This is a genomic window from Pseudomonas nitroreducens, from assembly GCF_010994165.1.
In the GTDB taxonomy this organism is placed as follows: Bacteria; Pseudomonadota; Gammaproteobacteria; order Pseudomonadales; family Pseudomonadaceae; genus Pseudomonas; species Pseudomonas nitroreducens.
Genome location: NZ_WMBX01000004.1, coordinates 630,052 through 648,191 on the forward strand (window position 1 = coordinate 630,052; position 18,140 = coordinate 648,191).

At 60.3% G+C, this 18,140-nt stretch carries 17 protein-coding genes and 1 pseudogene; 7 read left to right on the forward strand and 11 right to left on the reverse strand.

The genetic code is table 11. From position 1 onward, the window contains the following. Positions 1–11 precede the first annotated feature (11 nt). From GJV37_RS20540 to ehuR, 7 genes are all read right to left on the reverse strand, one after another. Entirely contained in the window at positions 12–659 is a 648-nt protein-coding gene (locus tag GJV37_RS20540; RefSeq protein ID WP_024765028.1) for a 7-cyano-7-deazaguanine/7-aminomethyl-7-deazaguanine transporter, read from the reverse strand. A 207-nt stretch (positions 660–866) separates the two neighbouring features. Further along, positions 867–1,355 (reverse strand): Lrp/AsnC family transcriptional regulator, encoded by a 489-nt coding sequence (locus GJV37_RS20545; RefSeq protein ID WP_024765027.1) that lies wholly within the window; start codon positions 1,353–1,355, stop codon positions 867–869. Between the two features lie 13 nt (positions 1,356–1,368). After that, the gene (doeB, locus tag GJV37_RS20550; RefSeq protein ID WP_193452899.1) at positions 1,369–2,385 is read right to left on the reverse strand and encodes a N(2)-acetyl-L-2,4-diaminobutanoate deacetylase DoeB; all 1,017 of its coding nucleotides are present in this window, start codon (positions 2,383–2,385) and stop codon (positions 1,369–1,371) included. A gap of 4 nt (positions 2,386–2,389) precedes the next feature. Beyond that, a complete protein-coding gene (doeA, locus tag GJV37_RS20555) occupies positions 2,390–3,580 on the reverse strand; it encodes an ectoine hydrolase DoeA (protein ID WP_193452900.1) in 1,191 nt (396 codons plus the stop codon). 212 nt (positions 3,581–3,792) lie between these two features. After that, entirely contained in the window at positions 3,793–4,785 is a 993-nt protein-coding gene (locus GJV37_RS20560) for a cyclodeaminase (RefSeq protein WP_037018816.1), read from the reverse strand. Then, complete coding sequence (gene eutB, locus GJV37_RS20565) at positions 4,778–5,752, reverse strand: hydroxyectoine utilization dehydratase EutB (RefSeq protein ID WP_193452901.1); 975 nt, start codon at positions 5,750–5,752, stop codon at positions 4,778–4,780. The genes GJV37_RS20560 and eutB overlap by 8 nt, the downstream gene beginning before the upstream one ends. Before the next feature lie 199 nt (positions 5,753–5,951). Next, positions 5,952–7,346 carry a MocR-like ectoine utilization transcription factor EhuR gene (ehuR, locus tag GJV37_RS20570; RefSeq protein ID WP_024765022.1) on the reverse strand — a complete coding sequence of 465 codons (1,395 nt, stop codon included), beginning with the start codon at positions 7,344–7,346 and terminating at the stop codon, positions 5,952–5,954. Positions 7,347–7,753: 407 nt separating this feature from the next. Between ehuR and ehuB the strand changes: the two genes are divergently transcribed. From ehuB to ehuA, 4 genes are all read left to right on the forward strand, one after another. Then, positions 7,754–8,608 carry an ectoine/hydroxyectoine ABC transporter substrate-binding protein EhuB gene (gene ehuB / locus GJV37_RS20575; protein ID WP_170858147.1) on the forward strand — a complete coding sequence of 285 codons (855 nt, stop codon included), beginning with the start codon at positions 7,754–7,756 and terminating at the stop codon, positions 8,606–8,608. Positions 8,609–8,685: 77 nt separating this feature from the next. Further along, positions 8,686–9,342, forward strand: coding sequence for an ectoine/hydroxyectoine ABC transporter permease subunit EhuC (ehuC, locus tag GJV37_RS20580; RefSeq protein WP_024765020.1), 657 nt, complete (start codon positions 8,686–8,688; stop codon positions 9,340–9,342). Beyond that, positions 9,342–9,998 carry an ectoine/hydroxyectoine ABC transporter permease subunit EhuD gene (gene ehuD / locus GJV37_RS20585; protein ID WP_024765019.1) on the forward strand — a complete coding sequence of 219 codons (657 nt, stop codon included), beginning with the start codon at positions 9,342–9,344 and terminating at the stop codon, positions 9,996–9,998. Before ehuC ends, ehuD begins: the two co-directional genes overlap by 1 nt. A gap of 56 nt (positions 9,999–10,054) precedes the next feature. Further along, on the forward strand, positions 10,055–10,879 hold the full coding sequence (gene ehuA / locus GJV37_RS20590) for an ectoine/hydroxyectoine ABC transporter ATP-binding protein EhuA (protein ID WP_281368006.1): 825 nt from the start codon (positions 10,055–10,057) through the stop codon (positions 10,877–10,879). 76 nt (positions 10,880–10,955) lie between these two features. Here the strand turns inward: ehuA and GJV37_RS20595 are convergent, their stop codons facing one another. From GJV37_RS20595 to GJV37_RS20605, 3 genes are all read right to left on the reverse strand, one after another. After that, positions 10,956–11,222 (reverse strand): PilZ domain-containing protein, encoded by a 267-nt coding sequence (locus tag GJV37_RS20595; protein WP_024765017.1) that lies wholly within the window; start codon positions 11,220–11,222, stop codon positions 10,956–10,958. Positions 11,223–11,279: 57 nt separating this feature from the next. Next, positions 11,280–12,593, reverse strand: coding sequence for an Nramp family divalent metal transporter (locus GJV37_RS20600; RefSeq protein WP_037010275.1), 1,314 nt, complete (start codon positions 12,591–12,593; stop codon positions 11,280–11,282). A 96-nt stretch (positions 12,594–12,689) separates the two neighbouring features. Next, positions 12,690–13,577 carry a lysophospholipid acyltransferase gene (locus GJV37_RS20605; protein WP_024765015.1) on the reverse strand — a complete coding sequence of 296 codons (888 nt, stop codon included), beginning with the start codon at positions 13,575–13,577 and terminating at the stop codon, positions 12,690–12,692. A gap of 167 nt (positions 13,578–13,744) precedes the next feature. Between GJV37_RS20605 and GJV37_RS20610 the strand changes: the two genes are divergently transcribed. Further along, positions 13,745–13,906, forward strand: a complete 162-nt coding sequence (locus GJV37_RS20610; protein ID WP_170858148.1) for a hypothetical protein — start codon at positions 13,745–13,747, stop codon at positions 13,904–13,906. Between the two features lie 336 nt (positions 13,907–14,242). Here GJV37_RS20610 and GJV37_RS29570 read toward each other — a convergent pair. Then, positions 14,243–14,329: pseudogene (locus GJV37_RS29570) on the reverse strand (DNA-3-methyladenine glycosylase I); the annotation flags it as partial. 45 nt (positions 14,330–14,374) lie between these two features. On the opposite strand from GJV37_RS29570, the gene GJV37_RS20615 reads away from it, so the two are divergent. Continuing rightward, positions 14,375–16,063, forward strand: coding sequence for a recombinase family protein (locus GJV37_RS20615; RefSeq protein ID WP_281368007.1), 1,689 nt, complete (start codon positions 14,375–14,377; stop codon positions 16,061–16,063). Between the two features lie 385 nt (positions 16,064–16,448). Next, complete coding sequence (locus GJV37_RS20620) at positions 16,449–17,963, forward strand: hypothetical protein (RefSeq protein ID WP_193452903.1); 1,515 nt, start codon at positions 16,449–16,451, stop codon at positions 17,961–17,963. Positions 17,964–18,140: the final 177 nt, after the last annotated feature.

The following is an 18,140-nucleotide window of genomic DNA, read 5'->3' on the forward strand; positions in this document are numbered from 1 at the left end:
TTCGGGTGGCGTCAGGCCGTGGCGGCGCGACGCAGGTTGCGGGTGATGGCGCTGAGCAGCATGCCGTAGAGCGGCACGAAGAGCATCAGCATGACCGCGAGCTTCACGCCGTAGTCGACCCAGGCGATCTCCACCCAGTGCTCGGCCATGAAGGCGTTGTCGCTGTGCCAGAAGGCGATGGAGAAGAAGGTGAAGGTGTCCAGCAGGTTGCCGAACAGGGTCGAGACCACCGGGGCGATCCACCACTGGCGCAGGCGGCGCAGGCGGTCGAAGACCTGGATGTCGAGGATCTGCCCGAATACGTAGGCCAGGAAGCTGGCCAGGGAAATCCGCGCCACGAAGGTGTTGAATTCGCCCAGCGAGGCGAAACCTCTGAAGGCGCCTTCCTGGAAGATCACCGAAATGACGTAGGAAGCCAGCAGCGCCGGGATCATCACCCGCGCGATGACCAGCCGTGCCGGGCGCTTGCCGAGCAGGCGGACGGTGAGGTCGGTGGCCAGGAAGATGAACGGGAAGCTGAACGCGCCCCAGGTGGTGTGCCAGCCAAAGAGGGTCATTGGCAGCTGCACCAGGTAGTTGCTGGCGATGATGATCAGGATGTGGAACGCGACCAGGCCGGCGAGTGCGCCGCGCCGTGCAGCCGGAAGGGATGCCGACATGCTTGGGCCTTTTTCGTCGATGGGGTGAGGGAACCCATGCCCGGCACCATGCCGAGCGGCGCGCATTGTAGTCGATCCGGACCGCAAAGTCAGGTTTTGTTGTGCAATTTTTGTTCAGATGAATTCAGGTGCACGGGGCTTTCTCCGCCCCAGCCCTCTCCCGCGGGTCAGCGGTCTTTGGTCTTGTAGGAGCGAGCAAGCTCGCTCCTACAGGGAACCTGCCTCCAGCGCCTCGGCGGGAATCGCCGCCTCCTGGGTCTTGATCACCTTGGTGACGATATAGGTGAAGTAGCGCTCGATCCCCACGTCCTCCAGCAACAGCTGGTCGATGAAGCGCTGGTAGTGGTCGATGTCGCGCGCCTGGATCATCGCGATGTAATCCACCCCGCCACCGGTGGCGTAGCAGAAGCCGACCTCCGGCGACTGCTGCAGGCGCTGCTCGAAACGCCTCATGTCCTGCGCGGTATGCCGCGCCAGGGTGATCTCCACCAGCACCTGCTGCTGCTTGAACAGCACCGGCCAGTCGATCTGCGCGCGGTAGCCCTTGATCAACCCGGCCTCCTCCAGCTTGCGCACACGCTCCCAGGCCGGGCTGACCGAGAGGTTGATCGCCTCGGCCAGGCTCGACTTGGTGATGCGCCCGTCGCCAGCGAGGATGCGCAGGATCTTCAGGTCGTAGCGGTCGAGCTTGATCATGACGGGCTCCCGTTCAGTCCAGTACCTCGGCGACCACCGCCAGGGTGTCGCCACTCTGCACCAGGCCGGGGAAATGCCGCGCGGCGAGGATGCCGCTGCGCTTGGCGCGGTACTCCACCGGCGCGGCGCCGGTGCGCAGCACGTCGTGCACCCGCGCCAGCACTTCGCCACGCTCGACACGCTCGCCCAGGTCGCGGCACATCTCCAGCAGGCCGCCGTGCTCGCTGGCGACGAAACAGTCACCGTCGGGCATGTCGAGCATCACCGATTTCGCCGGCTCGATCTCGCCGCGCAAAATGCCAGCCTCAACCAGCAGGTTGCGTACACCCCGCCGGGCGATGGCCACAGTGCGCGCGCTGCTGGTGCCACCGCCACCCAACTCGGTGGTGACGAACAGCTTGCCCTGTTCCTCGGCGGCGCTGTCGTACATGCCCACCGCATCCAGCTCCAGCATGCGCATGGCGTAGGGCGCGGCGAAGGCGCGCATCAGCGCCTCGCTGGCTTCCTGCTGGGCCTTGTCCGGCAGCACGTGGCAGGCGGCGAAGGGCAGGAAATCCAGGGTCCGGCCGCCGGAGTGGATGTCCAGCACCACGTCCGCCAGCGGCAACAGGGTGCGCTGGAAGTAGTCGGCGATCTTCTGCGTCACCGTGCCGTCCGGGCGGCCGGGAAAGCTGCGGTTGAGATTGCCGGCATCGATGGGCGACGTGCGCTTGCCGGCGTGGAACGCCGGGGTGTTCATGAACGGCACGATGATCACCCGGCCGCGCACGTCCTCGGTACGCAGCTCCTGGGCCAGGCGGCTGAGCGCCACCGGGCCTTCGTATTCGTCGCCATGGTTGCCGCCGGTGAGCAGCGCGGTGGGGCCGTCGCCGTTCTTCACCACGCAGACCGGGATCATCACTGCGCCCCAGGCCGAATCGTCCCGCGAGTAGGGCAGCTTGAGGTGGCCGTGCTGCACGCCGTCGCGCTGGAAATCGACGCTGGCGGCGATGGGGTTTTCGCGCAGCTCTTTATCGAGGGACTGAGTCATCGCCTCACTCCTTCACGAACAGCTGGCGCGGGTAGTCGCAGAAGGTCTCCACGCCGCGCTCGGTGATGAGGATGCTCTCGGTGATCTCCAGACCCCAATCATCCATCCACAGGCCCGGCATGAAGTGGAAGGTCATGCCCGGTTCCAGCACGCTGTTGTCGCTCGGGCGCAGGCTCATGGTGCGTTCGCCCCAGTCCGGCGGATAGCTGATCCCGATGGGATAGCCGCAGCGGCTGTCCTTGTGGATGCCGAACTTCTCCAGCACGCCGAAGAAGGCGCGGGCGATGTCGCCGGTGGTGTTGCCCGGCTTCGCTGCGTCGAGGCCCGCGGCGATGCCGTCGACCACGGCTTTTTCCGCATCGAGGAAATGCTGCGGCGGCTTGCCGAGGAACACCGTGCGCGACAGCGGGCAGTGGTAGCGCTTGTAGCAGCCGGCGATCTCGAAGAAGGTGCCAGCGCCGCCCTCGAAGGGCGTATCGTCCCAGGTCAGGTGCGGCGCGCTGGCGTCGGCGCCGGTGGGCAGCAGCGGGACGATGGCGGGGTAGTCGCCGCCGTGGCCGTCGGCGCCGAGGATGCCGGTACTGTAGATCTCGGCGACCAGCTCATTCTTGCGCATGCCCGGTTCGATGCGCTCGACGATGTGCGCGTGCATCTTCTCGACGATGCGCGCGGCGACGCGCATGTACTCGATCTCGCGCGGCGACTTCACCGCGCGCTGCCAGTTCACCAGGGCCGTGGCATCGACGAACCTGGCGTTCGGCAGGTTCGCCTGCAGCGAGCGGAAGGCGGCGGCGCTGAAGTAGTAGTTGTCCATCTCCACGCCGATGGTCTTGTTCGCCCAGCCGCGCGCCGCGATGACCTCACGGGACAGGTAATCCATCGGATGGCGTTCGGTGGACTGCACGTAGTGGTCGGGGTAGCCGACGATGTTGTCCGCCTGCATGAACACGGTGCGCCGCGCGCCGTTGGCGTCCTGGCCGCGGCCGAACCAGACCGGCTCGCCGTCCAGCGCCAGCAGCACGCACTGGTGCACGTAGAAGGACCAGCCGTCGTAGCCGGTCAGCCAGGCCATGTTCGATGGATCGGTAACCAGCAGCAGTTCAATGCCGCGCTGTTGCATGCTGGCGCGGACCTTGGCGATCCGCTGGGCATACTCCTCCCGGCTGAAGGGGAGGTTGACGACGATTTCGGACATGCGGAAATCCTCTTGGGGGAATCGTTGTCGGGCTTCGTCGGGATAGCCCGAGACTTTTGGTTCCCCTCACCCCAACCCTCTCCCAGAGGGAGAGGGGGCAGTCCAAGCTGGCTGACGCCGCGGCTTCATCCTGCACCTGACGGTCCCCTCTCCCGCTTGCGGGAGAGGGTTGGGGCGAGGGCGCTCTTCCCGCGAAGCGGGACGAAAAATTCTCAGCTGCTGAAACGGAATCCCTTGCCCATCCGCTGTGCACGCTGGAAGGCGAGGCCGGCGATGGCCGTGTCCTGGGCGCCGGTGCCGGTGAGGTCGCAAAGGGTGATGTCCTCGGCGCGCTCACGGCCCTGGCGCAGCCCGGCGATCACCTGGCCGAGCTCGGCGAAATCCTCGTCGAGGCTGACCTCGCCGGCCGCTACCGCGTGGTGCAGCTCGCCCAGCACCAGGGTCTGGCTGAGGCGGTCGGCGACGTAGTGGTCGACGGCGGCCAGCGCTTGGGCGGCGATCTCGTTCTTGTGCTCGGCGTCCGAACCCATGGCGGTGATGTGCAGGCCGGGGCGCAAGTGTTTTTTCTGGATCAGCGGTTCGCGGCTGGGCGTGGTGGTGATGGCGATGTCGGCGCCTTCCAGCGCTTCGTCGACGCTGGCGCAAGGCGTGACCGCAATGCCCAGGCTGCCGCTCAGCTCTTCCGCACATTGCCGCGCCTTGGCGATGTCCCGCGCCCAGACGCTGGCGCCTTCGATGGGCCGCACCAGGCACAGCGCCTTGAGCTGCAGCCGCGCCTGTTCCCCGGCGCCGATCAGCGCGACCTGGCGCGAATCCTCGCGGGCCAGCCATTTTGCCGCCACTGCGCCAGCGCAGGCGGTGCGCACGGCGGTGAGGTAGCCGTTATCCAGCAGCAGCGCGTCGAGCAGGCCGGTTTTGGAGGACAACAGCATCATCATGCCGTTGAGGCTGGGCAGGCCCAGCTTGGGATTGTCGAAGAAGCCGGGGCTGACCTTGATGGCGAAGCGCGGCAGGCCCGGCAGGTAGGCGGTCTTCACGTCGACTTCGCCGTTGTGCTCGGGCACGTCCAGGCGAAGGATCGGCGGCATCGCCACCGGCGCCGTGGCCAGCAGGCGGAAGGCCTGTTCGACGGCGTCGAGGCTCTCCCGGTCTATCGCCACGCAGGCGCGCAGGTCGGCTTCGCTGAGCAGGGTGACGTCAGCCATGGGCAGTTTCCTCGAGGATCTGTTGGTGTTGTTCGATGGCGATGTTGCGGCCGCTGACCACCACCACCACCGGGCCGACCGGCGCGATCAGGCCGTCCAGCAGCGCGGCGATGCCGACGGCGGCCGCGCCTTCGACCACCTGCCGCTCCTCGCGGTAGGCGTGACGGATACCGGCGGCAATGGAGGGCTCGTCGAGCAGGTGCAACTGGTCGCAGTAGTCACGGGCGAGTGCGAAGGTGTAGCGGTTGTCCAGGCCGATACCGCCACCGAGGGAGTCGGCCAGGGTCGGCAACTCTTCCACGTCCACCGGGTGGCCAGCGGCGAGGCTGGCGGCCATGGCGGCGCCTCGGCGCATGCTGATGCCGTGCACGCGGATGCTCGGGTCCGCCTGCTTGAGCGCCAGCGCCACGCCACCGAACAGGCCACCGCCGGAGAGCGGTACCAGCACCTGGCGCACGTCCGGCAGTTGTTCGAGGATTTCCAGGCCCAGGGTGCCCTGGCCGGCGATGATCTGTGGGTGATCGAAGGGCGGCAGCAGCGCCGCGCCCTGCTCACGGGCAATGCGTTCGGCTTCGGCCTGGGCGTCGTCCTGGCTGTTGCCGATAATGCAGACTTCAGCGCCCAGTTCGCGGATGGCCTGCACCTTGTTCGCCGGCACCAACTGCGACAGGCAGATGCTGGCGTGCACGCCGAGCATGCGCGCGGCGTGGGCCAGCGCCCGGCCGTGGTTGCCGGTGGAGGCCGCGACCACGCCCTTGGCCTTCTGCTCATCGCGAAGCTGAGCGATCGCGTTGCTCGCGCCGCGCAGCTTGAAGCTGCCGGTGATCTGCTGGGATTCGAGCTTGAGGTACACCGGCGCCCCGAGCAGACGCGACAGGCTGGGCGAATGCTCCAGCGGCGTCTGCCGCACCAGGCCCTGGATGCGCTGGCGTGCTCGGTACAGCTCGACGAGGGGAATCGGCTCCATCTCGACCTCCGGGGAATGCAGTGGGGCCGAGTGTAGGGGCGGGAAATTGTCGCGATGAATGTACTAGGACGATGTCGTTCGCAGAGGGATTTTCGTAGGAGCGAGGGGGGCGCCTAGCCCTTGCTCGCGAACCGTGCTCCCCGGCGGCTCTGGCGCTGGGCGGGTTCGCGAGCAAGCTCGCTCCTACAAAACAGCCACGTCAGAAATCGTGAATCTTCGGGTACTGCCCGAACAGCTCGCGCATGTCCTCCAGCGCGGACACCATGCGCTCGTCGCTGCACTCCGCCCCCATGCACAAACGCACCGCGCGAGGCCTGGGCGTGCCGCGCACCATGAAGGGATCGGGCGGAGTGACGGCGATGTGCCGATGGCGCAGCTCGCGCACCAGGCTGTCCAGCTCCCAATGCTCGGGAATGCCGATCCAGGCGCTGAGGGAATGCGGATCGCAACCGCGCAGATGCTCGCCAAGATGGTCTCGCACCAAGCCCTGGCGCTTCTCCAGCACCTGGCGCTGCAGGCCGATCAGCGCCTGGGCGTTGCCATTGCGAATCCACCGCGAGGCGACTTCCGCCAGCAACGGCGTGGCCATCCAGCTGTTCACCCGCAGGATGCTCTCGGTGCGCAGTGCCAGCCGCCGCGGCATGGCCAGGTAACCGATGCGCAGGCCGGTCAGCACGCTCTTGGTGAAGCTGGTGCAGTAGAACGACAGGTCCGGCAGGTAGTGGCTGAGTGGCGGCGGGCGGCGCTCACCAAGCAGCGGGCCGTAGACGTCGTCTTCGATCACGTGAACGCCGTAGCGCTGGGCGATGGCGGCGATCTCGCGGCGGCGCGCGTCGGGCATCAGGCAGGAGGTCGGGTTGTTCAGGTTGGGCGTGCAGACCAGCGCGGTGATGCGCTCGTTCGCGCAGAGGTCTTCGAAGTGCTCGGGATCGATGCCCTGCTTGTCGATCTCCACGCCCTTCAGGGTAAAACCCAGTACCTGGGAATTGCCGATCACGCCGTGGTCGGTGAGCTGTTCGCAGAGCACCACGTCATCCGGCCCGGCCAGTGAGGCGAGCGCGAGGAAGATGCCGTGGGCGGCGCCGTTGGTGATCAGCACGTCATCGCGCTCGCGTTGCAGGCCCAGCTGCGCCAGCCATTGCACACCGGCATCGCGGTGCGCATCGAAGCCGGCGACCGGGCGGCAGGCGCGCATCCAGGGCTGGTCGGTTTCCTGCGCCAGCGCGCGGCAGGTGTCCTGCCAGAGACGGTCGTGCTCGCGCGTGTGGACGATGCTGGCGATGGAGAAATCCACCAGTGCGCGCTCGGGGTGGTCGACCATGTAATGGGCCATGCCCTCGGTCATCCGCCGCGAGACGAAGCTGCCACGCCCCACCTCGCAGCGCACCAGACCCTGGCGTTCCAGTTCCTTGTAGGCATTGGTCACCGTCTGCACGCTGATCCCCAGGCCATCGGCGACGTGGCGCTGCGGCGGCAAGCGCTGGCCGTCGCTCAGGCGGCCCTGCTCGATGTCGCCGGCAATGGCCTGCACCAAAGTCTTGTACTTGGATTCGCCGACCCGCAGGTCGGCCAGGGCGCGACGCCAGGCTTCCATCTTCAGCGCTCCGTCTGGTCAGGGGTGCAGAGTGACCGACCGGCATACCGGCGGCAATTGTCCTAGTGCAATGTCGATAAAGAAGTGGCTTGCGTATGCTCGGGCGCAGGACATCGCATGGCACACCGGCCCGCATTGTCAGGCCCGCGCAGAAAAAACCGCCGGATGCGTTCGTCGCGACGGTGGCTTTTTCCCGCCGCGCAGCTGTCGATCGGGAAGAGCCGCAAGGCGCCCGGCCTTAGTCTGGCGTCGAGCTTCTCGGCAACGTCTGCGACAGCGCCGAGAGAACTTCGGAAGGCCCCACCCGGGGCCCGATCTACAAGAACAACAGTCGTACGACATTGCTACCTGCCATCCATCGCCGCGCGCCATGAGCGTTCGGCAAGAGAAGTCCAGGAGATCCGAAGATGAGTACCGCCCCTGTTTTCCTGCGCCGCCTGAGCCTCGCCTGTACCCTCGCCGCCGGCGCCCTGGCCAGCGCCGGCAGCTACGCCGAAACCACCCTGGAACGCATCCAGAGCACCGGCACCGTGCGCATCGGCTACGCCAACGAAGCGCCCTTCGCCTACACCGAGACGTCCGGCAAGGTCACCGGGGAATCCCCGGAAATCGCCACGCAGATTTTCACCAAGATGGGCGTGAAGAAGATCGAACCGGTGCTGACCGAATGGGGCGCGCTGATCCCCGGCCTGCGCGCCGGCCGCTTCGATGTGATCGCCGCCGGCATGTACATCACCCCGCCGCGTTGCCAGCAGGTGATCTTCACCGACCCCCACTACCAGATTCCCGACACCCTGCTGGTGAAGAAAGGCAACCCGAAGAACCTGCACAGCTACACCGACGTGAAGAACAATCCTGACGTGAAGCTGGCGATCATGTCCGGCACCGCCGAGATGGGCTACGCCCGCGCCGAAGGCGTGGCGGAAGAGCAGATCGTCCAGGTGCCGGATACCACCGCACAATTGCAGGCCGTGCGCGCCGGCCGCGCCGATGCCGGCGTCGGCACTGCGCTGACCATGAAGGGCCTGGCGGCCAAGGGCGGTGACGCGGTGGAAGCCATCAGCGACTTCAAGGACGACCCTGCGCACATCGGCTACGGCGCCCTGGCCTTCCGCCCGGAGGACAAGGACCTGCGCGACGCGGTGAACCAGCAGCTCAAGGGCTGGCTGGGTGGCGCCGAGCACCTGGCGACGGTGAAACCGTTCGGCTTCGACAAGTCCAACGTCACCGACAAGACCGCTGCCGAGCTCTGCAAACAGTGACCGTCGCGGGCGCGCGCCTGCCATAGGACGCGCCCGGCCGGCCATTGAGTCGAACCTGTCGTTACAGGATGCGCATCATGGGTGAATTACTTCCTCTGCTGCTGCAGGGCGCCTGGGTCACCGTCCAGGTGACTGTCTTCGGTTCCCTGCTGGCGGTGGCCGCCGCCATTCTTGCCGCGCTCGGCCGGCTCGCGCCGTGGCCGGCGGTACGCTGGCTGGCGATCGGCTACATCGAGCTGTTCCGCGGCACATCGCTGCTGGTGCAGCTGTTCTGGCTGTACTTTGTGCTGCCGTTGCCGCCGTTCAACCTGGAGATGAGCGCCTACAGCGTGGCGATCATCGGCCTGGGCCTGCACATCGGCGCCTACGGCGCGGAAGTCATGCGCGGCGCCATCGGCTCGGTACCCAAGGGACAGTACGAGGCGGCGCTGGCGCTGAACATGACACCGTTCACGCGCTTTCGTCGGATCATTCTGCCGCAGGCGCTGCTCTGCGCGATTCCGCCGGGCACCAACCTGCTGATCGAGCTGCTGAAGAACACCTCGCTGGTGTCGCTGATCACCCTCTCGGACCTGACCTTCCGCGCGCGCCAGCTGGACCAGGCGACCTTCGAGACCATGAAGATCTTCGCCCTCACCCTGGTGCTGTACTTCGTCATGGCCCAGCTCATCGTCTTCCTCATGCGGCGCCTGGAGCGCTGGCTGGGGCACGGCCGCATCCACGGAGGCCTGTGATGAAACTCTTCGACTGGGACTTCGCCTGGCAGATCCTGCCGCAACTGCTGCACGCCTCGCTGCGCACCATCGCCATCACCCTGGTGGGCTTCGCCCTGGCGGTGGTGTTCGGCCTGCTCTTCGCCATCGCCCGGCGCAGCCGCCACGCCTGGCTGTCGTGGCCGGCGGCCTGGCTGATCGAATTCATCCGCAGCACGCCGCTGCTGATCCAGGTGTACTTCCTGTTCTACGTGCTGCCGCTCTACGGGCTGAGCATGACCGCACTGGTGGCCGGCACCCTGGGCATCGCCCTGCATTACGCCTGCTACACCGCCGAGGTCTACCGCGCCGGTCTGGAAGCGGTGCCGCGCGGGCAATGGGAGGCGGTTACCGCGCTGAATTTCTCGCCCTTCAAGGCCTACCGCGAAGTGATCCTGCCCCAGGCCATCCGCCCGGTATTGCCGGCGCTGGGCAACTACCTGATCGCCATGTTCAAGGACACCCCGGTGCTCTCCGCGATCACGGTGGTGGAAATCATGCAGCAGGCGAAGAACATAGGCTCCGACAGCTTCCGCTACCTGGAGCCGATCACCCTGGTCGGGGTGTTCTTCCTGCTCATCTCCATCAGCCTGGCCAGCGTCGTGCGCCAGGTGGAAAAACGCACGGCGCTGCCATGACTGACTCTTCCGGAGGAAAACCGATGACTGTTCACTCCCTGCAAACTGCCGGAGCCATGTCCTCCCGCATCGCCACCGAGGATTCGCCGACCGCGCGCGCCGAGGCAGCCCAGCCCATGGTCAGCTTCCGCAACGTGTGCAAGAGCTACGGCAGCTTCAGCGTGCTCAAGGACCTCAACCTGGAAGTGGGCGCCAACGAGAAGGTCGCCATCATCGGCCCCAGCGGCTCGGGCAAGTCGACCCTGCTGCGCGCGCTGATGACCCTGGAGAGCATCGACAGCGGCGTGATCGAGGTGGACGGCGAACCGCTGACCCACCTCAAGCGCAACGACGCCCTGGTGCGCGCGCCGGAAAGCCACGTGCGCAAGGTGCGCAGCAAGATCGGCATGGTGTTCCAGAGCTTCAATCTGTTCCCGCACATGAGCGCGCTGCGCAATGTGATGGAAGCGCCGGTGCAGGTGCTCGGCATGCGCCGCGACGAAGCGCGCGAGCGGGCGGTGGAGCTGCTCGAGATGGTCGGCCTGGGCAACAAGCTCGAGCACTATCCTTCGCAGCTTTCCGGCGGCCAGCAGCAGCGCGTGGCCATCGCCCGTGCCCTGGCGATGCGGCCCAAGGTGATGCTGTTCGACGAGGTGACCTCGGCGCTGGACCCGGAGCTGTGCGGTGAAGTGCTCAACGTGGTGCGCAAGCTGGGCGCCGAGCACAACCTGACGATGCTCATGGTCACCCACCAGATGGGCTTCGCCCGCGAGTTCGCCGACCGCGTGTGCTTCTTCCACCAGGGCAGCATCCTCGAGCAGGGCAGCCCGCAGCAGTTCTTCGGCAACCCGAAGCACGAGCGGACGCGGGCGTTCCTGAGTGCGGTGAACGAGGCGAACTGATGGATTCGGAGGCTTTGCCTTACCTGTAGGACCGAAGGGGCGCCTAGCCCTTGCTCGTTCCTACAAAAAGCAGCCTTCAGGCGTCTGCGACGAAGCGGAAGCCGGCGCCCTCGGCGTCGGTGCGCATCACTTCCATCTCAAGAATCGGTGCATCGAAGGGCATGTCCTGCACCTGGCCGGTGACGCGCGTCCCCGCGGGCAGTGCGGCGAGTACTTCATGGCGAACGTAGACGCCGCCGTCCGACAAGTCACGGGTGTGGCCGAACACGTCGCCGAAGTCGGGGTGGCTGATCTTGATCCGGCACTTCATCGGGGTCCGCGGGTACTGCCTTTGGTTGGCCATGGATGGCATCCGTCCTGAATGTCAGCGCATTAATGGGCCTCAAACCCATGGGTCAGGTCAAGCCAGCAGTTGCAGCAGCAGCCAGAGATTGGCGGCGCTGATGACGCAGAACAAGGTCCACGCCAGCACGCGGGTCAGCAGGCTGTTGACGAACTCGCCCATCAGCGCGCGATCGCTGGTGAAGCGGATCAGCGGCCAGAGTGCGAAGGGCAGTTGCAGGCTGAGCACCACCTGGCTGAGCACCAGCAGCTTGCCGATCGCCTTGTCGCCCAGCATCAGAACGCCGATCAGCGCCGGGATCAGCGCCAGCGCGCGGGTGATCAGGCGGCGCTGCCAGCAGGGAATCTTCATCTGCAGGAAGCCTTCCATGATCACCTGCCCGGCGATGGTGCCGGTGAAGGTGGAACTCTGCCCCGAAGCGAGCAGCGCAACGCCGAAGAGAATCGCCGCCAGGCCGGTGCCCACCAGCGGCTCAAGCAGGCGGTAGGCGTCCTGGATCTCGGTGACGCCGGTGTGGCCGGTCTCGTGGAAGGCCGCGGCGGCGAGGATCAGGATGGCGGCGTTGATCAGTAGCGCGAGGCTCAGCGAGACCACGGTGTCGATGCGCGTCAGGCGGATCGCCGCAGCCTTGCCGTTGCTGCCGCTGACCTGGCGCGTCTGCACGATCGAAGAGTGCAGGTAGAGGTTGTGCGGCATCACCGTGGCGCCGAGGATACCGATGGCCAGGTACAGCGGCTCGCGTTGGCTGATGGCGTCCCAGCTGGGCAGGAAGCCGGCGGCAACGTCCGGCCAGTGTGGCTTGATGAGAATCAGCTCGACCAGGTAGCAGCCGCTGATGGTGATGATCAGGCCGAGCATGATCGCTTCCAGGTGGCGGAAGCGCTGGCCCTTGAGGCCGAGCACGATGAGCGTGTCGAAGGCGGTGAGGATGACGCCGGTGACCAGGTCGACACCCAGCAACAGGTGGAAGGCGAGGGCGCAGCCGAGCACTTCGGCAAGGTCCGTGGCGACGATCGACAGTTCCGCCAGCAGCCATTGCAGGCGAGCGCCGCCCAGGCTGTAGCGACTGCGCGACAGCTGCGCCAGGTCCTGGCCAGTGACGATTCCCAGACGCATGGCCAGGCACTGCAGGACCATCCCCGCGAGGCTCGACAACAGCACCACGAACAGCAACTGGTAGCCGAAACCGGAGCCGGCCTCGATGGCGGTGGCCCAGTTGCCCGGGTCCATGTAGCCGATGGAGACCAGCAGGCCGGGGCCGGCGAACTGCAGGATGCGCTTCCACAATGGCGCGCTGGCCGCAACCTGGATGCTGCCTTTGACTTCCGAGGGACAGAACGGCGCGGTGGCGGTGGTCGGCAGGCCGAGCATGGGGGGGTTCCTGGAGCGTGGGACGTTCAGCCTGACGCCCCACGCTTCAATAATCCAGGGGCGCCGTGCCTATCGGGTCGATTGAGCGACGCGCGCTCAGTACCACTTCGCCTCGCCTTCGGGCCGCTTCTTGAAGCGCTTCATGGTCCACATGTACTGGCTCGGGTAGGCGCGCACGTACTTGGCCAGCTCACGGCTGAGGGCTGCCACCGACACTGCCATGTCCTTGTCGTACATGTCCGCCGGCGCCGCTTCGAGGATCACCTTGTAGCCGCTGCCATCGGGCAGGCGCACGGCGTGGAAGAACACCCCGCGCGCCTTGCCGCGCGAGAGCAGCGACGGCACGAACTTGCTGGTCAGCGCGGTGGTACCCAGGTAGGGCACGAACAGGCCCGAGCCGAGGTCCGGTTCCGGGTCACAGGGAATGCCGACGCAGCCGCCATTCTTCACTTCCTTGATCACGCTCTTGATGCCTTCGGGCGTGGACGGCGCAACACGGTTGCCCAGCTGCACGCGCTGCTTCTTCAGCAGGTCGTCCACCGCCTTCAGCTTGGGCGGGCGGTAGAAGATGATCGGCTTGGCGTAGGAGCAGTAGAAGTGGTTGAGCACTTCCCAGTTGCCCAGGTGGCTGGTGATGCCGACCAGGCCGTCACCGGAGGCCAGCGCTTCTTCCAGCACTTCCATGCCTTCCACTTCGCGGATGTACTGCAGCGATTTCTGCGGCGACCACATCCAGGCGCAGGCGCTCTCGGTGAGCGTGCGGCCGATGTCCATCAGGCTCCGGCCGACGAGCTTTTCCAGCTCGGCTGCGGACAGCTCGGGGAAGCAGTGCGACAGGTTGATCCGAACGATCTCGCGGGAGCGGTTGGGCAGCTTCCACATCAGCCAGCCAATGCCCGCGCCCAATGCTCCCACCGCGCGCCACGGCAGCATGGCGAACAACCGCAGGAAGCCCACCACCAGTGCGCCCTTGAATTTCTCCACGGAAAACTCCTTCAAGCAGATGGCGGCCATTGTAGCCGCTCGCGCCGGCATTTCGGGCATCGCCGGCCGCCCCCACACGATCAGCACAGAGCGAACACGCGGCGCCCACACCGCGCGCGCAACCTGCGGCCATCCGATCCACAGGCCCGGAGGCCCGGAGGCCCGCGATGCGTACCCGAACCTTACTTGCACGGCTGTGCTGCCTGCTGGCGATGGGCGCCAGCCTGACGGTGCTGGCTGCCGACGACAGCTCCTCGAATGAAAACAAGGCCCGGATCCGCAGGCGAGCCAGCCCGTCGATCAACCCCTGCCGTTGCCCCAGGGCGTGAACGACAGCGCCATCGGCAGCGCGGTGCCGGGCACACCCGATCCCGGCGCCTGGGGCTCACTGGGCTCAGTGCGTGGTGGTGGCGGAGGAGGGCGGCATGACGCGCCGCCTGTTCGGCTGGAGGTGGTTGCTGCTCGCCGCGCTGGCGGCCTGGCCCAGTGGGCTGCGGCCGACGCGCAAGCTGCACCCGGCGGAAGACTGCTTCCGCGCAACCGGTTACCGCATCGAGCAGATCCAACTGCGCAAGCGCGTGGGAGCAGAAGGTTTGCAGCTCTGCTTCGTCGTCACGCGCGACGGCGTGACGTTGCAGGTCTGCGACTACATCCAGGACGCTGCCTTAGGCGCGGGTCAGCTGGTTGTAGCGGTCGCAGTCGGTGGTGTGGTCCATCACCATGCCGGTGGCCTGCATGCAGGCGTAACCTATTCGTATAGCGCTAGAATACGTCTAGGACGCCCCAGGAGACCAGCAATGCGCCGCAGAACCCCAGTCTACGCCTACATTCGGATGTCTACCTTAGAGCAAGCTAAGGGAGATTCTGAGCGTCGTCAGCTCGGCCAGATTGAGCGCTTTTTGCAGGAGAATAACGGTGAATTAGTAGAACCTGTTTTCCTAGACCGTTTGTCGTCTTTCAACGGCAAGAACATAAAAAAAGGCGCAATCAAGGATTTCTTGGAAAAAGTCAAAAACGGTCAGATTGAAAAAGGCTCAATTCTGGTAATCGAGAGCTTTGACAGAATATCACGCCAGGGCGGCTACATAGCTCATTCTGTCATTCTCGACATCATAAAAAATGGCGTAGATATTGCCACGCTCTCGCCTTACAAGCGGTATTCGATAAACTCAGATAATCAGTTTATTGAAGGCATTGAAATTCAAACCTTGCTTTACCGTGCACACGAAGAAAGCCGCACGAAATCTGAGCGCATTACAATTCAACACGAAGCACGCAGAGAAAAAGCAAAAGATAAAAAAATTGTTTATGGTTCTCTGCCGTTTTGGTTGGTCAGAACAGAAGATTGGATTGAGTTTAGGGAGCCAGAAGCTTCTGATGTGAAGCTGTGCTTGTCTCTTCTAAAAACATACGGAATGTATACCGCAACTGCAAAAGTGAATGAACAGCGAAGATCTTCTAAACCATTCACTAAAGAAACAGTTTCACACCTTCTAAATCGAAGTGCGGTATGTGGTGATTTGCAAACCCACCGTATTGAATACGATGATAATGGAAATAAAATCAGAGTGCCGGGTGAAGTTATTCACGACTATTACCCTGCACTAATTACCCGCTCCGAATTCGAAGAGCTTCGAGCAGAGATTCAAAACCGCAAAACTTCGAATACCAGAGGTAGGGTATCGGGATTCAAGAACATCTTTCGTAATGTCATGACCTGTGATAACTGCTTCGCACCCATGCGGTTAGCACATATGAAATGGAAAGGCGGTGAGAAGAAATATCTCATATGCACTAAATCAGAGACCAATCAGTGTGCCGAATCTGGTAGGGTTTGGTTCGACTACGATGACGTTGAACGAGTTTTTTTCAGAGAGATAAATCTTTCCATCCTCAAAAAGTCTCTAACGCAAAAATCCGTTTTTAATGACGAAGAAGCCGAAAAACTTAGGTCAGGTTTTCTTAAAACAGAAGAGCAAAAAGCGAACATTCTTAAAGCTATCGAAATGGGCACAGTGAGCAAAGCACTGGTCAATAGACTCGAAGCCTTGGAAAAGCTTTCTGACGAAACTCAAAAAAGAATTGATGAAATCAAAGCTGAAAATGCCCTAAAGCGTTCCCAAAACGAAGCGGACACTTTCGACTACGAGCAGCTTGATGCTGCATTGAACGATGAAGAACAAAGAGCCGTCATAAACAAGATTTTAAGAACCAACACTTCGAAAATATCCATAAGCAAATGCGAAGTTGGTTATGATTTTGTTATCGATATTTCTATCAATGACAAACTCGAAACTCAGATTCTCTACAATAAAAACGACGACTTTGTTAATAGATACGAATTTAATTTGCCGCAAAACCAATCTGGCGATTTGGTTATTCACGAAGACCAAACCGACCCGTATGCAGATGAAGAAATCGAATTGTTTGACCCGACTACGATGCCAATAATAGATATTGACCAGCATAAAAAAAGCCCGGATTAGAAATCCGGGTTTTTTTATGCTTCGACTAAAAATAGGCAACTTGATAATTTCAGCTAACAGCCAATTCCAGACATTCCAAATGCTATTATTAAATTAGAGGGCTTTAAGTAACTCGCTACATTCTACACCACACTTTGCTGCGCAAAGATGAGGTTTCGAATTCGCTCGCAATTAGTCATTGAGACAGAAGCAAAAGCAAGAGCAGAAGCACAATACGAAACTGATTAAAAATTTCGCTCTCGCTCCAATTTTTAACTCATTTTCTACAAATGATTTATAAAAAATATCGCTACATCGCTCATCATTTTTTCTAAATCAACAAAACAAGGAATACAAACAACTAAAAAATATTGGTGACATTATGACAACAAAAAAAGCAGTAACAATGATTTACAAACATTTGAATTTCAAAAATGACAGGATGGGAAAAGCAAAACTTTTCAAGTCTGTTGCTCACTCTCTGCGCATAGCACCGAACGAAACCAATCAAATAATCTCGACTAAAATTTTAGAATGGGACGAAGAAAAATCAGATGAAAATCTTGTATGGGCGTCGAGTGTAAGTTCTCAAATTATCAAACTCAACTCACTCACAGATGAACAGAAAAGGACAATTCAAGAGTCATTCATTCACAAAGTTGATGCAGAACAAAAATCGAAAAATGAAAAGTCTGACGCCATTGATACGCTGAGCAAATATAAAGCGAAAGTGAACAAGTGGCACAATTCAATAACTGACGATAGCAATAACCTTAAAATATTTCTTTCGAAAATTTTAGAAGAAAAAGAAATTTTCAATATTGAAAAAGTGATTAATCAGCTTTCAGAATTCGACTTCTCACGCAAAAATCAAAAGACTGAAACAGTCAGGAAGTTTTTAACGCTTCATAACGAAGTCAGTGAAAATAAAGCTGACATTGCTCGCAATAAAGTCTTTATACAAGAGGCGTTTTTTAAAATCCCCGCTCATAATAATGTTCATCTAAAAGCTGAGGATATGATTTTATCAATCGCATCATTCTACTCTAAAAACTTTCCAGACTACCCTATAAAGCTCGTCGTCTATCATGGTGACGAGATTGGAAATCACCCGCACATTTTCGTTGAAGCAAAAAACAAGCGAACAAATAAATACGACTTGCTTAATGCTCAAAAGCAATTCGTGAACGACAACATCGAGAATGTAAAAAAAGAATATCCCGATGCTGAAAAGCTCGACTTCTCAAATCGTTCATACAAAGCAAAAAAACTACAAGCTCAATATTTTCAAACTTTGTTTTATCAACATACTAATAATATGCTTCTGAAATATAACGTCGAAGCAAAAAAACTAGACAATACAGAAGAGCACAAAAAGAGAATGAGGCTCATAGAAGAAGATGCGAGAAAGCCTAAAATCGAGAGAGTAGCAAGCTTCTACAACAAGCAGATTCTTGACTTAAACGATGAAATTAGCAAAATCAAAGTCGATATTAAGAGCGATAAGAGTATTCAGAAAATCCTGAATAATTCGATTATTGAAGATCAAAAAATTCATCAGAAAATTATTAGCTCCATAGCGGAGAAACATGATGAAGAAGAAAATCTAGATGTAAAAATAGATAACAAGAGAACAATTTTTGAAAAGTTAAATTCAGAGATTCAACGGATAAAAGATGAACTTCTCGATTTCTCAAATCTCATCATTGAAAGAGTGATTGATATATTCTCAAATTCAGAAGAAAGCAAAAGCCTTGATAGGAAAATTGCAGGTAAATATCAATCTTTTGAAGATAAAGCACCGGCTGACAATTTGCTAGACAAAATATCAGTAAGCTTAAAGACAAAGAAAAAGCTTAACGAAGATATAGAGTTTGAGAAACTAAAAAGATACTACCGAAGCGGAAATGTGAAAATTTAAGAACCTTCAAAACTGCATAATCAGTGCTTGCGACAGTTATTTTAGAGTTATCCAAGAAGAGCAAAAACAGAAGCATTCGAAATTTTATATTCAGTTAAGCGACATACATTATTTAAAAGCGACACGACTTATTTAACTTGATAAAAAAAGAGCCTTTCGGCTCTTTACTTATTTTTT

Bases quoted from the DNA above. Each gene is read 5' to 3' on its own strand.
- GJV37_RS20540 (WP_024765028.1), bottom strand. From the start codon at position 659: ATGTCGGCATCCCTTCCGGCTGCACGGCGCGGCGCACTCGCCGGCCTG.
- GJV37_RS20545 (WP_024765027.1), bottom strand. From the start codon at position 1,355: ATGATCAAGCTCGACCGCTACGACCTGAAGATCCTGCGCATCCTCGCT.
- doeB (WP_193452899.1), bottom strand. From the start codon at position 2,385: ATGACTCAGTCCCTCGATAAAGAGCTGCGCGAAAACCCCATCGCCGCC.
- doeA (WP_193452900.1), bottom strand. From the start codon at position 3,580: ATGTCCGAAATCGTCGTCAACCTCCCCTTCAGCCGGGAGGAGTATGCC.
- GJV37_RS20560 (WP_037018816.1), bottom strand. From the start codon at position 4,785: ATGGCTGACGTCACCCTGCTCAGCGAAGCCGACCTGCGCGCCTGCGTG.
- eutB (WP_193452901.1), bottom strand. From the start codon at position 5,752: ATGGAGCCGATTCCCCTCGTCGAGCTGTACCGAGCACGCCAGCGCATC.
- ehuR (WP_024765022.1), bottom strand. From the start codon at position 7,346: ATGGAAGCCTGGCGTCGCGCCCTGGCCGACCTGCGGGTCGGCGAATCC.
- ehuB (WP_170858147.1), top strand. From the start codon at position 7,754: ATGAGTACCGCCCCTGTTTTCCTGCGCCGCCTGAGCCTCGCCTGTACC.
- ehuC (WP_024765020.1), top strand. From the start codon at position 8,686: ATGGGTGAATTACTTCCTCTGCTGCTGCAGGGCGCCTGGGTCACCGTC.
- ehuD (WP_024765019.1), top strand. From the start codon at position 9,342: ATGAAACTCTTCGACTGGGACTTCGCCTGGCAGATCCTGCCGCAACTG.
- ehuA (WP_281368006.1), top strand. From the start codon at position 10,055: ATGTCCTCCCGCATCGCCACCGAGGATTCGCCGACCGCGCGCGCCGAG.
- GJV37_RS20595 (WP_024765017.1), bottom strand. From the start codon at position 11,222: ATGGCCAACCAAAGGCAGTACCCGCGGACCCCGATGAAGTGCCGGATC.
- GJV37_RS20600 (WP_037010275.1), bottom strand. From the start codon at position 12,593: ATGCTCGGCCTGCCGACCACCGCCACCGCGCCGTTCTGTCCCTCGGAA.
- GJV37_RS20610 (WP_170858148.1), top strand. From the start codon at position 13,745: ATGCGTACCCGAACCTTACTTGCACGGCTGTGCTGCCTGCTGGCGATG.
- GJV37_RS20615 (WP_281368007.1), top strand. From the start codon at position 14,375: ATGCGCCGCAGAACCCCAGTCTACGCCTACATTCGGATGTCTACCTTA.
- GJV37_RS20620 (WP_193452903.1), top strand. From the start codon at position 16,449: ATGATTTACAAACATTTGAATTTCAAAAATGACAGGATGGGAAAAGCA.